The organism is Undibacterium sp. Di26W, from assembly GCF_049340265.1.
Lineage (GTDB): Bacteria > Pseudomonadota > Gammaproteobacteria > Burkholderiales > Burkholderiaceae_D > Undibacterium.
In genome coordinates this window covers 64,565-80,552 of sequence record NZ_JBMPOR010000001.1, presented here as the reverse complement: position 1 = coordinate 80,552, position 15,988 = coordinate 64,565, and the positions used below count along the sequence as shown (strand labels likewise).

Sequence of the window (15,988 nt, the reverse complement as noted above, 5' to 3'; positions counted from 1 at the left end):
TGTCAGCAACATTTCTCCACCCCTAACCAAGGAGATGACAGTGGCTGACACCCCCTCTGCACTAAATTGCCAGGTACCAGAATTTTCCGCTGCCATGACAGGCGGCAAAACGTTTCATTTAACTGACTATCTGGGTAAAAAGATCGTCATTTATTTTTACCCAAAAGACAACACCCCTGGCTGCACAACAGAAAGCATTGCTTTTCGTGATCTGTATGCGCAATTGCAACAGGCGAATACCAAAGTGCTTGGTATCAGCCGCGACAGCCTGCGCTCGCACGAGGGTTTCAAGAGTAAACTGGCTCTGCCCTTCGACCTGATTTCCGACCCGGACGAGACTTTATGTACCCTATTTAACGTCATGAAAATGAAAAACATGTACGGTAAACAGGTACGTGGCATCGAACGCAGCACATTTGTGATTGACGGCAACGGTAAATTAGTGAAAGAATGGCGTGGAGTCAAAGTAGCAGGACACGTTGATGAAGTACTCGAATTTGTGAGCGCCCAAACTTAATTGAACACTCTAGAATTACTCTTGATAAAAGCCGCGAAAGACAGTGCCAGCAGCAATGCTGGTATGTCCTTAGCGGCTTTTAACTTTTCAGCTCTCACTTTTTGATTGAGGTTTTCATGCCATTGCCAAAAATGCCGACCAAACCAGCAGCACTGCTTTCGCCTAAAGATTATCCCAAAGCAGAAAAAGGCAAACCAGCCAAAACAATAAAATCCGCAACGCCAGAGAAAATCAAAGCTGTAGAAGCTGTCCAGGTTCCTCAAAGAAAGAAAAACACAGTTACCCCTATTTCTGCAGCCAGACCCGTCGCAGAAAGACCGGCACCAGTTATCAGTGTCAAAGCCGCACCGCCAGCCGCTGCCAAGAGCAAGTTGCCAGACACCCGCGTGAAATCTGGCACCAGCCGTGCTGCGGACAAATCCGGTGTCAAAAAGCTGTTTGTGCTGGATACCAATGTGCTCATGCATGATCCTTCATCCCTGTTCCGCTTTGAAGAGCATGACATCTACCTGCCCATGATCACGCTGGAAGAACTGGATGATCATAAAAAAGGCATGTCTGAAGTAGCACGCAATGCACGTCAGGTATCCCGTTCACTGGATGCGCTGGTAGGTGATATTGACCACCACGATATCGAAAAAGGTATCTTGCTGTCCAAATTGGGCAACAAGGACGCCAAAGGAAAGTTGTATTTCCAGACCAAGTTGCAATCCGGCGAATTGCCGGTAGGCCTGCCTAAAGGCAAGGCTGACAACCAGATCCTGGGTGTCGTCACTGCGCTTGAAAAGGACATGCCTGGCCGTCCGGTGGTTCTGGTATCGAAAGATATCAATATGCGCATCAAGGCGCGTGCCATGGGTTTGCCAGCAGAAGATTATTTCAATGACCATGTACTGGAAGATTCTGACCTGTTGTATTCCGGCATCGTGCAATTGCCCGATGACTTCTGGAACAAGCATGGCAAAGGCATAGAAACCTGGCAAGAAAACCGCAATGGTCTCAGCACGACTTTTTATCGCATCACCGGGCCGGTCATCCCTTCCCTGCTGGTAAATCAGTTTGTCTATCTCGAACCCAAGAACGGTGAAGCTTCTTTCTACGGTCAGGTCAGGCAGATCAATGGTAAAACTGCCGTGCTGCAGACCTTGCGTGATTATGGTCATATCAAGCACAGTGTCTGGGGCATTACCTCACGTAACCGCGAGCAGAATTTTGCACTGAATCTGTTGATGGATCCGGAATGCGATTTCGTCACCCTGCTGGGTCAGGCCGGTACCGGCAAGACCTTGCTGGCATTGGCAGCAGGCCTGGCGCAGGTACTGGAAACCAAAACCTATAATGAAATCATCGTCACTCGCGTGACGGTGCCAGTAGGCGAAGACATTGGTTTCCTGCCAGGTACAGAGGAAGAAAAAATGTCGCCATGGATGGGTGCCTTTGATGACAACCTGGAAGTGCTCAACAAGTCAGACAATGATGCCGGTGACTGGGGGCGTGCAGCGACGCAAGACCTGATACGTTCGAAGATCAAGATCAAGTCCCTGAACTTCATGCGTGGACGTACCTTTGTCAATAAGTTCCTGATCATCGATGAAGCGCAAAATCTGACGCCGAAACAGGTCAAGACCCTGGTGACACGTGCCGGCCCCGGCACCAAGATCATCTGCCTGGGTAATATCGCACAGATAGATACACCGTATCTGACCGAAGGCTCCAGTGGTCTGACTTATGTGGTGGATCGTTTCAAAGGCTGGGCGCATAGCGGTCATGTCACACTGGCGCGCGGCGAACGTTCCCGCCTCGCCGATCACGCGAGCGAAATCTTGTAATTCGTTCTTTCTGCAGTAATAAAAAATGGCGCATATATTATATGCGCCATTTTTTATTGGAGATTCACCTGAATGAATACTGCCTTTACTTCCATTCACCACGCAACTGACTGACCTTTTCCTGCAAGATCTGCGGTGTGATGTCTGCCGGCTGCATCACCTCACCCACGACCAGTTCAAGCTTGGAAAACGGGCCACGACTGAAGGCACGTTCAAAAGGATTGCTTTTGTCGCGCGACAGGAAACTGCCCCACAAACCGCGCAAGGCCAGTGGGTAGACGGGAACCGGCGTACGTTCCAATATCTTCATGACGCCACCTTTAAATTCGTTCAATTCGCCTGTAGCTGTCAGCTTGCCTTCCGGGAAAATACAGACCAGCTCACCCTCGTGCAAAGCCTGGGCCACATCGATATAGGCTTTTTCCATCAGCCATGGGTCTTCCTTGCCAGGAGCGATAGGAATTGCCTTCGCTGTCCTGAACACCCAGGACAAAAATGGAATTTTAAAAATACGGTGATCCATGACAAAGCGAACCGGACGCGGGCTGGATGCCATGATCACGATCGCATCCATATAACTGACATGGTTACACACCAGTATGCCGGCACCTTCATCCGGTAAACGGTCAGTATTGACACCTTTAACCTTGTATATCGTGTGTATCAGCAGCCAAGCGATAAAACGCATCAGGAATTCTGGTACCAGACTGAATATATACACCGCGACGATTGCGTTCAGAATCGCGGTAGCCATAAAGATTTGCGGGATCGTGAAGCCTTTTTGCAACATCACCATCGCCGCCAGTGACGCCACCACCATGAAGATGGCATTCAGGATATTCATGCCGGCGATGGTGCGGGATAAATGCTTAGGGTCGCAACGTGTCTGTATCAGAGCAAACAGGGGAACGATATACAGGCCACCAAAAATACCTATCAGCGTGATATCGAACAAAATATGCAGACTGCCTGTCTGTTGCAGAAAGGTCTGCATGGTCACCGTTGCCGTGTTGGTATAGGCGACGCTGGACAAATACAAATCAAATCCGAATACGGACAAGCCTATGGCACCGAATGGTACCAAGCCGATTTCCACCTTATGGCCGGACAATTTTTCGCATAACAGAGAACCGGCACCGATACCGAAAGAAAATATAGTCAGCAACAACACAAAAACGCTATGGTCACCATGCAGGTAATTTTTGGCATATAAGGGAAATTGCGCCAATACGATAGCGCCATAAAACCAGAACCACGAATTACCCAGCAGCGACAAGAATACCGGGCGATTCTGTTTGCTGAAGCTGATATTCCGGATGGTTTCTGTCGCCGGGTTCCAGTTGATTTCCAGTTCAGGTTCAGGTGCAGGCGAATCAGGAATGCGCAAACTGGTCAAATAACCCATGATGGCGATGACAATCGCACCGCCAGCAACCAGTTCTATACCCCAGGGTTTGTGCACTACCAGCAAGGCTCCCAGAATTTCACCCAGCAAGATGCCGACAAAGGTCCCCATTTCTATCAGGCCATTACCGCCCACCAGCTCATCGGTTTTCAAATGTTGTGGCAAGTAGGCATACTTGACCGGACCAAACAGCGTGGAATGGATGCCCATGCCGGCTACCGCCGCAATCAGCAACCACAAGTTGTGCGTCATCCAGCCGGCGGCGGCGATGAGCATGATGACAATTTCCAGCAATTTGACATTCCGCGCCATCCTGCCTTTTTCAAACTTGTCGGCCAGTTGCCCCGATGTGGCGGAAAACAGCACGAATGGCAGGATGAACAATCCGGGGATCAGATTGTTCAGCAGGCCAATATCCATATCGGTCCAGGTCAGCGCATCATAGGTCAGGACGGTAAGCAAAGCCGTTTTAAACACGTTGTCATTGAATGCCCCAAGAAATTGCGTCCAGAAGAAAGGCGCAAAGCGGCGCTGTGTCAGCAGAGTGAACTGGCTATGTTGGCTCATGGATAATGTCGGTTACCGAAAAGTTAAAATTCAGGACTTACGCAAAACCACCCCAGTTGCGTTGTAGCTCCTCCCCGTACCATTCGTACTACTCGTACCATTCGTACTGTCTTCGTTGCTACACCTTGCTGTAACGATTTACGTAAACCCTCAGATTAATACCGCAAGAATGCGAAATACTCAAGCTCAATTACCAGAAAACTTGTCTTGCTCAAGCTGTGTTGCTCAGGAAAGAAAATAATCAATCGCTCTATGCACAGGCAAAAGATGACAACCTTCCTGGGTTGCCAGGCGCAATGCCGTTTCCAGTAAAGCCGGGCTGGTTCCCCACGGACCGGGATGATCGCTGACTTCATGAGAATACAGGATTAACCACCCACCTTCCTTCGCCGTATGCTGGATCAAGGCATGTAGTTCGTCCACATTGGTTTTGGAAGAATACAGCGCCTGTGCCTTCAAGGCATTCAGGTCAGCGCGGCCAGTCTGGGTACCGCCACCGGTGATACGGGAATAGGGAAAACCTTTGGCAGCAGCCAGTTTGCTCCCCAGGTCATACGCACCGAAGGGAAAAGCAAATCCCTGGTTGTGAATGCCATGCTGTTGGAAAAAAGCCTGGTTGCGCTCCCAGTCACGAGCCAGGTCAGCAGCGGAAGCATTTGCACAATTGGTATGTGAAAACGTGTGGCAGCCGACTTCATGTTCATTCTCGATCAAGCGTTTCAAATCGTCGACACTGTGACAGGGCTGATTTTGCTCCACGCCATCGGTCAGGCCACCACAGACATAAAAAGTACCACGCGCCTGGTACAACTCCAGCAACACCGCCCCTATATGGCAGGCGCTGGCAGGCACGTCATCGAAGCTGAAGCTGACCACGCCCCGGCCTTTTTTTAAGGGCAACCAGCGGCATCCCAGATGGCGCGCAGCAAAACGACTGAGTCTCTGAGCTATTCCCATATTGATCAACGCAAACTGTCCGAAGCGCTAAGGGAATGCTGATAACGTTTCAAGCCCATGCGTGAACTACTCCCCGGTAAATTTTCGTAAGTATATTCCAGCCCCAGCTTGATAACCGCCTGCTTCAGGTTGATGCCATCCGATTCGCGCCGGACTTTTTCATAAAAGCTGTCCAGCACCACACGAAAGCCACGTTCAAATTCATAGGCACCACCAAAACCGATGCGCAGCAACTGTTCTTTACGGGACGATCCATCATTCAGACCTGCCAGTCGTGGCACCAATACGTTATCGCTATTCTGCAGCAAGGTGGAGAAATTCATTTGCGACTTGTCCGAATATTTCCACTGGGCGTCGAAACGCAGGGCCTTGGTGATCACATACAGGACAGACCGGTCAACGATAGTGAAAGGCCGGTCCCACAGTTGCAGATCCAGCCTTAACTTGGGTGAATAATGATACGTGCCGCGCCATAAGGCATTGAAGAGATTGGTATCGCGGTCGGTCAAATTATCATAGCGACGGCGTATGATGCCCAGATGCGTGCTGGTGACAGACTTGCTGCTATAACGCCATTCCGCGTCGAGAAATACTTCGGATTCTTTATATGACTGATCCAGGTCAGCAATCTCCTGGGCATTACGGTCAGGGAAATTGCTATCCGATAGCCGCGTACCGACTTCTACACTGGAGCCGGTTGGCGAGTAATAGCGGCCACTGAACTGGCGGCCGCGTTCATCAAAATTGTATAGCTGATTCACAAGCAAATCGTAATTCAGCGCTGCCCTGTCAACTTTGAGATTCAAAGACCATTCATCCGTGAATTTCATATTCACATCGGCAGAGGCCCGTTTTTGATGGGAGATATCTTTGTCAGTGAAAGTACCGTTGATGTACTGAAAAAGCCGGTCTTCTTTACCCGCGGACACATGCCCGTTGAAAATCTGGCCTGCGGCCCATTCCAGGTTGGCATCACCAGCGACGATATGGTGATCCAGGTCTTTATAGTTTTTGTAAAACCGGTTGCCCAGAGAGCCGGTCAGCGTCAGCCGCGTACGATCTGACAGCAAAGGGATAATGGCACCGGCACGTAGGTCGTCGCCTTTGACCGTATCACGTTCACGTGTCTTGATGCCGGGAGGCGTGTTAGTGGCATCCGGGGTAGTGGCAGGATCAGGATTAAGCGGCTGCTCATAAAAGCGGAATGGATTCGAATCGCTGGTGAGCGAGGTTTCCAGTTGCAACACCAGCTCTACCGTATCCGCAGCAAAAACCGGTGGGGCAGCGGCAGGCAGCAAACCTATCAGCACGCAAGCACAATGATTGCCAGAAAAATGAAGTGAGCGATATGCTTTGCCTTTCACTTTTCTGCCTCTCTTATTGAAGTTGCAAACCATGTCCAGACAGGCGGAACACGCGATCGCAGCGGCCAGCCAGTTCCGCATCATGGGTGACGATCACGAAAGCCGTACCTAAAGTGCGTGACAGCTCCAGCATCAATGCAAATACCTGTTGCGCCGTGCTGCCGTCGAGGTTGCCGGTCGGCTCATCTGCCAGCACGCACGCGGGCTGTGTCACCAGGGCGCGCGCCAGCGCCACGCGCTGTCTTTCGCCGCCTGACAATTCACCAGGAACATGTTTGAGCCTGTGGCCGAGGCCGACTTTTTCCAGTATCAACTGGGCGGCCTGCTGGGCATCAGCACGCTTCATGCGCCGTATCATGAGCGGCATGGCAACATTGTCCAGTGCCGAAAATTCCGGCAACAGGTGATGGAACTGGTACACAAAACCCAGTGCCTGATTGCGCAAATTGCCCCTGGTGGTTTCATTCATGCTGGCAAAATTCTGCCCTTGCAGTATCACGCTGCCTTGTGTCGGCGTATCCAGGCCACCCAGCAAATGCAGCAAAGTCGATTTACCGCAACCGGATGCCCCGATGATGGCAACCCGCTCGCCCCTGTAGATGCTCAGATTGATATCGCTGAATACTTTGACCGAGTCCGGCCCCTCTGCAAATACCTTGCTCAACTGATTGCACGACAAAATACTGTCTGCCGGCTGTAAATTTGGATTACTCATAACGCAAAGCCTCCGCAGGTTTGGTTCTGGAAGCGCGCCAGCTAGGATAAATAGTGGCGAGCAAAGCCAACACCAGAGAGACAGAACCGATGGTCACGACATCCAGCAATTGCACATCGGAGGGCAATTTGCTGATCACATACACTTCCTTGGAAAGTACCTGTATCCCCAGAATGTGTTCTATGAAAGGCACAATCACATCAATATTGAAAGACACCAGCAGACCGGCCCCGACACCCAGCAAGGTACCAAACAGACCCACGATGGCGCCCTGGATCACGAATATCTTCATGATTGATGAAGGTGCAGCGCCCAAAGTGCGCATGATGGCAATATCCGCCTGTTTTTCTGTCACTGTCATGACCAGTGTCGACACCAGATTGAAAGCAGCAACCGCAATGATCAGCGTCAAAATAATGAACATCATGGTTTTTTCTGCTTTGACGGCGGCAAAATACGTCTTGTTTTGCTGCGTCCAGTCACGTATCAGCAAGTCACCCGACAGGCTGCGCGACAATTCCAGGGCAATCTGGGGGGCTTTCAGCATTTCTTGTATGCGCAAGCGCAGGCCGGAAGGTGCATTCAGGCGAAAAAACTTTTGTGCATCTTCAATATGCATGAAAGCCATGCCCGAATCATATTCATAGTGACCGGCCTCAAAAATACCCACCACATTGAAGGCCTTCAGGCGCGGCACCATGCCGGCCGGGGTCATCTGTCCCTCAGGAGCTGCCAGCGTGATTTTTTCACCGATGCGTACGTGCAGGCTGTTTGCCAGCGCCACACCCAGCACGATATTAAATTCGCCCGGCCTTAAATCTGCCCATTTGCCATATTTAACCTTGCTGGCAACGTCCGATACCCTGGGTTCTTCCTCAGGCAACACACCGCGCAAAATGACGCCACGCATGACATCTTCACGAATGATCATGGCCTGGCCATCCACATAGGGTGCCGTGCCGGTGACTGCCTTGTTTTTTTGCACTTCCAGCGCAGTTGATTTCCAGTCCGGCAAAGCACCGCTGGCATCAAACACTTCTATATGTGCCAGCACTGACAGCATGCGGTCACGGACTTCTTTTTGAAAACCGTTCATGACCGAAATCACGATAATCATCGCGGCCACGCCCAAACTGATGCCCAACATGGAGATCAGCGAGATAAAAGAAATAAAACTGTTCCGGCCACTACGCCGTCCCGCACGGGTATAGCGCAGGCCAACCAGCCATTCGAAAGAAAGATTTTTCACTACAAGTTCACTTCATTGAGTTCATTGAGATACGGCAGCCCGCAGTTTGCCACACTGTGTTTGATGTGAATATTCTTTTTTCAATAACCCGGCAGGATTATGAATAGTTTCATTTTTTACAGAAAGCAGTATTAATTTCTGGGCCTTTTCCCAAAAAGATCTGAAATATACCAGCACCGCTGTTATCACGAAAAGCATGTTGATAATTCACCGCCGAGCTTATCAAAAAACTCAATAATGGCCCGCATGTTACGAAACATAATATAGCGACAAGTAAATATCCACCATATTTCCGATTGTTACTCATTGATTTTGCTGCGTATAGTGAAAATCCAAGCATCCCCATCGTCACACCAGGTATTAAAAATCTACTTAGCTCCCATTTATATCCATTAAGCATAATTGTAAAATTAATAAAAAATCCAATAAAAAACAGGTAGGCTGCACTTAATCCTAATAGCTTAAATGATGGCGCATTCTCTGAATTTTGTTCGATTTCTGGTGTTTTTAATTGCCATTTAGAAAGAAAGAAAAATCCGATGATACCGATAATAGGGAAAAACAAAACTCTGATCGATGTTATAAACATCTGTTCCAATATCCAAATGAAAGCAGCAAAATTTTTCTGCCAGCCCATCATGTAGACTTGTCCTTCCTTTATAAACGACAATTGTCCAGCTTTCCAATCTGCGCCTGACCATCCGAAATGGAATGGGACACCGGGAACAAACATTAGTCCCGCATGATGTTGCTCCGCCTTTACACCAGCAGTCGTCATCAATCCTGGCACATCAAGTGCCACTTGCATGGATTTCGGTGTAAGCATTCCGCCCAAAGGAATTGCGATCAATGCGGACACCATCAACACAGATGCCCAAAAAAAGGGCGCTCCCATTGAATTATTCGACACCCTAGCACTAATGATTAAGACCGGCATAAAAGCAAACAGATAAAGCAAATTCTGTGGAGCAGAAAAGAAGTTGCTTATACATATGATCGATGCCAATACAAATAACGGCATCTGTTTCGTCTTCAATCCATTCAAACTGGCATGAATCAAGAACAGCATTAAAATTGAAAACACACCGAGCAAAGTATCCGTATAGCCGTTAAGAGCAAATGGGCTTCCCGAATCGATAGTAAGAACATGCGTTAAGGACAGCGCTGAATTTCCCATTAGCAGCACAGCAACTGAGAAAAAAACCAATCGTGTACGTCGCTCATAAAGCGAAACGACCCCAAAGAAAAAGATTCCTAGAAACAGTATTGATGACACCAGCCAAAAAAACAGGTAGGCATAAGGTGCTTTTTGAAATATCCAGCCAGCCATAAAAGTTAAAATTGACTGTCCAGTATTTTGTCCCAATACTGGAACCGCCCCACATTCATTAATGTAATTGGCAATCCAGGCATATCTCACTGAATGCAATGATCCAAAAATTGCGAATGGATCACTGATGTATCTATTATTCGGAAGCCAGAAAAATAATATTACTGGGATGAAAAGTAAGGAAGAAATCCTTACATATTTGAACAATTTCTCCTGCCGTAATTCATGGATAAAACCCCACAGTTGTTTACGAAAAGTCAGAAAAATGCAAAAAGACAATAGCAACGTTATTACGACGGCCATATCCGACCGACCAAGTATGGCTGACAATATACGGACAGACGAGATATTAAAAGCTATTCCAACAAAAAAAGATGCGCCTGAACGTAAAGATAAAGAGCCAATTCCATCCCATTTCATAGACCACACCAGAAGCGCATAGCCAGTGCCAGCAGATAACGCTGCAAGCAGCAAAAATACGATGAGAATCATTTTTATTCAATTTAATATGTGAGCTGCCAAATATAAGGAGAACTCTCTACATGCTTGTTTTTTGCCTGTATTTCTCAGCGTCCCAATTAAATAGCTCATCAATCTGAAAATTATTTAAAGCTTTCAATCTGCTAATCATGGGCTGACGCATCATCACATCGTAGTAACATCCCAGTTGGGCTCGTTGCGCAAAGCTAAAGCTCGGTATTGAAAATACACCTAGACCTTTTATGAAAATTAATTCTGGTACGAGCCCGCTTTCGATGAAGGCAAGAAAACTTGATAAGTCATCGAAAGAATGAGGATTTTTTCCCAAAAACACAATATGGTCAGGGTACAGCGCCCACTTTTGTTCGAGGGCATTAAAAAGTACTGTATTGCATGCCAAACTATGAATACCTGGAATGTTAACAGGTACGTATTGCGCAATACCTGGAATATTAATCATTGTGGGGGTAGCAAATTCAAGCACACCATAAAGCTTTGGTGCGGCCAATAAATTTAGCAATTCCGCTAACTCATCAATTACATCTTCAATGCTGTCACCACCAATAACAATGCCATGATTTCGCAACAAAATTATGTTTATGTTTTGGTCTCTGGCGATGACATCAGCAACAGCCTTTGCCAATGCATCACCGGGTTTCTGATACTCGATAATTGACCAGGCTAATTTAGTCTTTAATCTCTCTTGAATTTCGTCCTCTGCATTCTCTCGTACAAGATATGCAAGTGGTTCGATAGCATGTAAGTGCACAACAACAGAATGTGGCATCACCGCATGTAACAGGGTTTCAATTGATGGCTTTAGTTGCGTCTCTTGCTTTAAAACTGGTTTTGCTGAAAAATTTCCGTCACCAATGGCTTTCTGCAACAATAGCAAATCAACGCCAACAAAAACATCGCGATCCAATGCATCTGCAAGTCGGGTTCCAGACGCCTTCACCCATAAGGTGTCACCGTCTTTCCAGGATACATTTCCTCCGGCCCCTTGAACCAGCAGTGAATTTTTGCCAGCATCAGCACAAAACTTAACTACAGACTCTCGAAAAGGCATCGAATTAGGAATCATTTGATCGCCCAAGCTCAGAAATTAATTTACGTAATTGAGCGAATTCTTCAAAAGCGGCATCAGGGCATTCCAACCCAGTTCCAATTTCCGCTCCTTTATGAATTTTCTGCAAAGTGACTGCATTGATTTTTTCTCTGGCACCACGAATATCATTGATCGGATTGTCACCGATCATCCAAATACAGTTTCCTTTCGGACGCATTTTTTCACATGCAATAAGAAAAGGCGCTTCGTGTGGCTTATCGAATCCAGCTTCTTCGCTAGTCACAATGTAGTCGAAGTAATGATCAAGTTTAAAATACACCACTTTACGGAATTGTATCTGGGCAGTTAAATCAGTCACGATAGCTGTTGGTATTCCCAAAAGTCGAATGTCGTCCAGCAACTCTTTCACATCGTCAAACAACACTGCATTACTCAAAAAAGTGCGCCAGTATGTTTGTTCGAAATCTAACGCTAACAGTACTTGTGATCCAAGCCCCATAATCTCAAGCATGCGTTGAAGATAGAGAAGACGGCTATGCGAGGAAGCAGTATGTAGTAGACGATCCTTTATCTGTTGCCTGGCTTCTTTGAATGCCTTGTCAAAATCTGCGGGAGATATAGAGAATGTGTTGACAACTTTCTCCCGCACTGCATTTTGTGCTGCGCTGTGTGCTGGCTCATAGGGATAAAGCGTGTTATCCGTATCAAAAAGAATAGCGTCTGGTAATCGATCAAATCGATTTTGGTTGATGATTTTCACTATAGAACCCGTCTTGTCATAGCTTGACTAATATGAGCAAGCGTAATTAATTGCATTAACCCCAAGATACCGTCATCCCATTTTGGTTGGATATCCAGAAATTCAAAAATATTAGGACACAACATCTGCGCCGCCAAATGTATATCTTCCGAAGAGGTTTCCCCCTCTATAGTAAGTACCATTTCTGAACCGTCAGCGCTCGCTGCGAAATCTACGTGCAATCCACAAACACCAATAAGTACTCGAATAAGAGCTAACTCATTTAGCCCGTGGCGAGTGCGTGCAATCAATCTTAAACGTGGGTCACTATCGCCATCGAAATCCAATAATTCCAAAGGGTGGATAGGTTGAAGTGATAAAACAAAGTCTGCATGGATTGCCTGTGGACGGACGAAATTGGCAGCGTCGTGCTCTCGTTTTTCAAGACTATTCAATACACTTTCAACTGTTTGCCCACGTTGCAATACGTCACGACGAAGTTTGAAATGCCGCCGTAGGGACTCATCAATATCAAGGTAAATACTTAAGTTATAGCAGTCACGCAAGATAGGTAAATATAAAGTGTGAAGACCACTCGCAATAACAAAGTCATTGCTCTTCATTTTATATGGCTTCGTGAACTTACCTATACGGTGATCGTAATGTTTTGACTGTACATTTTTTCCATCAATGAGAGCGACGAGATCATTACTAAAACTTTCCAAATCATTCGCCATCGGATTCAGATGCGTCATGACTTGCCATATAGGTTTTTGCCTATCCCATAAGTGATAATTATCCCCTGACAAATTGACTACTGAATGTTTACCAAACAAGCCAGTTATTGAAGATGAAAACGTATCTTTTCCTGATCCAGAATCTCCGGCTACGGCTATGACAAACGGCTTCCTCGTAAGCCGAAAATAGTTATTGCGACTTACTGTTTCTCGCCAAATACGCAATATCAGAATGATTCCGATTGACGCCATTGCCGTATGCAATAATGACGAAGCATGATTTCCGAGTTGCGTTGAAAATAGAAGTACATTTAGCACTTCATGTCCAATATAATCAAAATGCAACGGCGTAGAGATCAAAGTACTGAGGGCGTACAAACCAGAAAAAACAACGGTGATCGAAACTGCCAGGCGACCGCCTGTTACCTGATAACTCACTAAAAATGGAATCGCCCATATAAACCACCCTGGCGAAGAAGGTGTCATCAGTACAACTAATAAAAATGCCATTCCCAAGGTGTTGTGAAATAAATCGTAATTAATACGGCGAACTCGCCACACCATGTAGAGCATCACCGAATAAATCAGTGGAACAATGTAAATCACTAACTTGTCACCGATATTCATGGATAAATAATAGATTTTCCCCAATTCAGGATTGTTAAGCAACATTTTCAAAGCACTATCAGATGCTATAAAAGGTAATCCCAATAATATAAATCCCAAAAGCAGGCCCCCAGCAAATTGAGGGAACAATTGACGTAAAGTGCGGTTATTGAACAAATAGACAAAGAAAAAAGGAAGCGCTAATAACATGCTTAACTTGGCAGAAATAGCAGCCATACATGCAAAACCAGCAAACCTTAAACGCATGCAACGAAGCAAATACAAAGCGAAAGTCAATAGGAGTGCTGGAAGAATGTCATTTAGTCCAAAGCCATAGCTAGCCAGTATGACTATCGGCGAAAGCCAATAAACCATCAATAACAATCGATCCTGTCCGGGTAATAAGCGGCGCAGCAATAACAGCAGCAAAAAATCGGCAGCTAATAACGTGAGGGTGTATGCATACTCGATTGAAAAGCCAATCACTTTTGCTAGCGCTATTGCGGGTAAAAAGCTGCCCCACATAATATAACCATAAGGAAAAGCAAAGAGAGAACCTCCCTTGTTTAACCAAATGGCCCATGGATCGAACGTAAATTGACTGGTACTGGCATCCAGAAAGGGAGCATACCAGTCAACGACAGCTAGAGGACTGATGGCCCAAATCAGTATAAGGCGAATCAAAAGCCCCAAGAAAAAAAGAGGGTGAATAATTAATTTTTTCATTTTCATCCAACTAGTTTTCCCATAGATCTGGACGTTTCGTGCAAACGGCATCAGCCTGAATATGTAATTGTGCGAGCAATTGACGCAGTTCTGGAATTTCTGTTTCGGCATTCCTTCCCTGCAATTCTGGTGAGACAATGCAAAGTTTAAAACCAGCCGTTACCAATTTTTTTGCGTCAGACTGAGATAACGGAAAACGCGAAAAACAGTCAATCCACACCCAGTCAACTTTGCCAGTGAGGCTCAATGCCGTACTGACAGATTCAAATTCAGATACACGCACAGCACATCGACGTTCACCAGCGTTGGCGAATCGGACAAGAAAAGGAAAGCTTTGGTCCAAAAAAAAATAATCGGCTATCTTTTTTGAATACATCAAGTCAATCAGCCTTCGCTCAAGACCCTCTTCTTTGACATTCAGGATCAAAGTATTATGTTGATAGGCATCTAGCCACACATCAAAAGATTCGCCCTCAGTAAAAGGATCGTGATGAATAATTAGTCGATCACCATGACTTCGAATATCTACCTCGACACCGTAATGATGCGGCGTTGCCATTAGGTCGCTTAATGTATTACGCCGATGTGAAATTATTTTCATGCTTTGACACGTTTTTTTAGTTGCAGACTGAATTCAACGGTTCGTCGAATAAATTTCCTTTTGGCAGCCCAGTTAATATTCCAACTTGAAGTACCATGCGCTCTCTTTCCAAAAAAAACTGGAAAGCGATGTATCTCAAGCCCCATACAACGAGCAGAATAATAGGCATAAAGATCGAGCGAAAAATCATGTGGTGGGTCGTTCCATTTTTCAAAAAAATTCCGTGAAAAAAGTGATGGCTGTGCGTTGATGTCCCACATTGGCTTCCTAAGAAGGACGAACTCAAAAAAACTCATACCCACACTGAACAATACATCTCCTAACGGCCTTCCAAAACGCCTGCCTTTGACAAAAATGTTGGGGCCATACTTGTCAAGCAACTTCAAACCCTCCATAACATCAAAAGGATCCGTCTGCAAATCGGCATGTGTCCATCCAATAATTTCACCTCTAGCTTCTCTAAGTCCTGCCAAAATACCAAAGCCATAACCCATGTTTTTCTCAACTCTTATGGAACGACACCCTTGGTATGCGGGAAGCAATTGCGCAAATACGTATGAACTATTATCTGTTGAACCGTTGTCTACCAAAATAACTTCAATTCCATCATGACATGTTAGCTGTTTGCATCGCTCTAACAGTAAAGGCAAATTGGCGGCTTCGTTGAAACATGGGATAACAAGTGAAAATTTCATGGTTTTGATTGGCCTACTGCGGCCCTAAATACAAATAGCTTCATACAAAAAAAATTAAGGCCTGCGGAAACGCCTGTTGCAAGTACGAATGCTATTTGAAAATTGAGGGCTGTATCCCTGAGTAAATTTAAAATTTGAGAATTGATGGACACATTTACCAACAGCGTACAAGAATATACAAAAACAAAGCGCCAAAAACTGCCCGCAAGCGATTTGTGTGCGGCAAACGTTAGCGACTTATTTGCAAAATAGGCAAATACTGTTCCGATACAAAAACTGATTGCCTTTGCCGCGTCTATGCCGACCAATTCCACGAACAACAAAGTTTTGTAACTCAAAAAATCAATCAGAACAGTGACGGTCCCAACGAAAAAGAACAGGGCTACCTCTTTGCGAAGCATG

At 46.2% G+C, this 15,988-nt stretch carries 14 protein-coding genes; 2 read left to right on the top strand and 12 right to left on the bottom strand.

Going from position 1 to position 15,988, the window contains the following annotated elements; genetic code table 11:
* Nucleotides 1-34 precede the first annotated feature (34 nt).
* The gene (locus tag ACO0LM_RS00345) at nucleotides 35-517 is read left to right on the top strand and encodes a peroxiredoxin (protein WP_423033228.1); all 483 of its coding nucleotides are present in this window, start codon (nucleotides 35-37) and stop codon (nucleotides 515-517) included.
* A 116-nt stretch (nucleotides 518-633) separates the two neighbouring features.
* Nucleotides 634-2,346 (top strand): PhoH family protein, encoded by a 1,713-nt coding sequence (locus ACO0LM_RS00340; protein WP_423033225.1) that lies wholly within the window; start codon nucleotides 634-636, stop codon nucleotides 2,344-2,346.
* Between the two features lie 85 nt (nucleotides 2,347-2,431).
* Here the strand turns inward: ACO0LM_RS00340 and ACO0LM_RS00335 are convergent, their stop codons facing one another.
* The 12 genes from ACO0LM_RS00335 to ACO0LM_RS00280 form a co-directional block, all read right to left on the bottom strand.
* The gene (locus ACO0LM_RS00335; RefSeq protein ID WP_423033223.1) at nucleotides 2,432-4,318 is read right to left on the bottom strand and encodes an MFS transporter; all 1,887 of its coding nucleotides are present in this window, start codon (nucleotides 4,316-4,318) and stop codon (nucleotides 2,432-2,434) included.
* 225 nt (nucleotides 4,319-4,543) lie between these two features.
* On the bottom strand, nucleotides 4,544-5,275 hold the full coding sequence (locus ACO0LM_RS00330) for a polysaccharide deacetylase family protein (RefSeq protein ID WP_423033221.1): 732 nt from the start codon (nucleotides 5,273-5,275) through the stop codon (nucleotides 4,544-4,546).
* A gap of 5 nt (nucleotides 5,276-5,280) precedes the next feature.
* Nucleotides 5,281-6,639 carry a hypothetical protein gene (locus tag ACO0LM_RS00325; RefSeq protein ID WP_423033219.1) on the bottom strand — a complete coding sequence of 453 codons (1,359 nt, stop codon included), beginning with the start codon at nucleotides 6,637-6,639 and terminating at the stop codon, nucleotides 5,281-5,283.
* 13 nt (nucleotides 6,640-6,652) lie between these two features.
* The gene (gene lolD, locus ACO0LM_RS00320; RefSeq protein WP_423033217.1) at nucleotides 6,653-7,354 is read right to left on the bottom strand and encodes a lipoprotein-releasing ABC transporter ATP-binding protein LolD; all 702 of its coding nucleotides are present in this window, start codon (nucleotides 7,352-7,354) and stop codon (nucleotides 6,653-6,655) included.
* Entirely contained in the window at nucleotides 7,347-8,603 is a 1,257-nt protein-coding gene (locus ACO0LM_RS00315; protein ID WP_423033215.1) for a lipoprotein-releasing ABC transporter permease subunit, read from the bottom strand. The genes lolD and ACO0LM_RS00315 overlap by 8 nt, the downstream gene beginning before the upstream one ends.
* Before the next feature lie 109 nt (nucleotides 8,604-8,712).
* Nucleotides 8,713-10,425 (bottom strand): hypothetical protein, encoded by a 1,713-nt coding sequence (locus tag ACO0LM_RS00310; protein WP_423033213.1) that lies wholly within the window; start codon nucleotides 10,423-10,425, stop codon nucleotides 8,713-8,715.
* 46 nt (nucleotides 10,426-10,471) lie between these two features.
* Nucleotides 10,472-11,497 carry a class II aldolase/adducin family protein gene (locus ACO0LM_RS00305; protein ID WP_423033211.1) on the bottom strand — a complete coding sequence of 342 codons (1,026 nt, stop codon included), beginning with the start codon at nucleotides 11,495-11,497 and terminating at the stop codon, nucleotides 10,472-10,474.
* Entirely contained in the window at nucleotides 11,487-12,242 is a 756-nt protein-coding gene (locus ACO0LM_RS00300; RefSeq protein ID WP_423033209.1) for an HAD family hydrolase, read from the bottom strand. Before ACO0LM_RS00300 ends, ACO0LM_RS00305 begins: the two co-directional genes overlap by 11 nt.
* Nucleotides 12,242-14,290, bottom strand: coding sequence for a uridine kinase (locus ACO0LM_RS00295; RefSeq protein ID WP_423033207.1), 2,049 nt, complete (start codon nucleotides 14,288-14,290; stop codon nucleotides 12,242-12,244). Before ACO0LM_RS00295 ends, ACO0LM_RS00300 begins: the two co-directional genes overlap by 1 nt.
* A gap of 10 nt (nucleotides 14,291-14,300) precedes the next feature.
* Nucleotides 14,301-14,849: a hypothetical protein gene (locus ACO0LM_RS00290; RefSeq protein ID WP_423033205.1), complete on the bottom strand. Its 549-nt coding sequence runs from the start codon at nucleotides 14,847-14,849 to the stop codon at nucleotides 14,301-14,303.
* A gap of 38 nt (nucleotides 14,850-14,887) precedes the next feature.
* Nucleotides 14,888-15,586 (bottom strand): glycosyltransferase family 2 protein, encoded by a 699-nt coding sequence (locus ACO0LM_RS00285; protein WP_423033203.1) that lies wholly within the window; start codon nucleotides 15,584-15,586, stop codon nucleotides 14,888-14,890.
* Nucleotides 15,583-15,987: a GtrA family protein gene (locus ACO0LM_RS00280; protein WP_423033201.1), complete on the bottom strand. Its 405-nt coding sequence runs from the start codon at nucleotides 15,985-15,987 to the stop codon at nucleotides 15,583-15,585. The genes ACO0LM_RS00285 and ACO0LM_RS00280 overlap by 4 nt, the downstream gene beginning before the upstream one ends.
* Nucleotide 15,988: the final 1 nt, after the last annotated feature.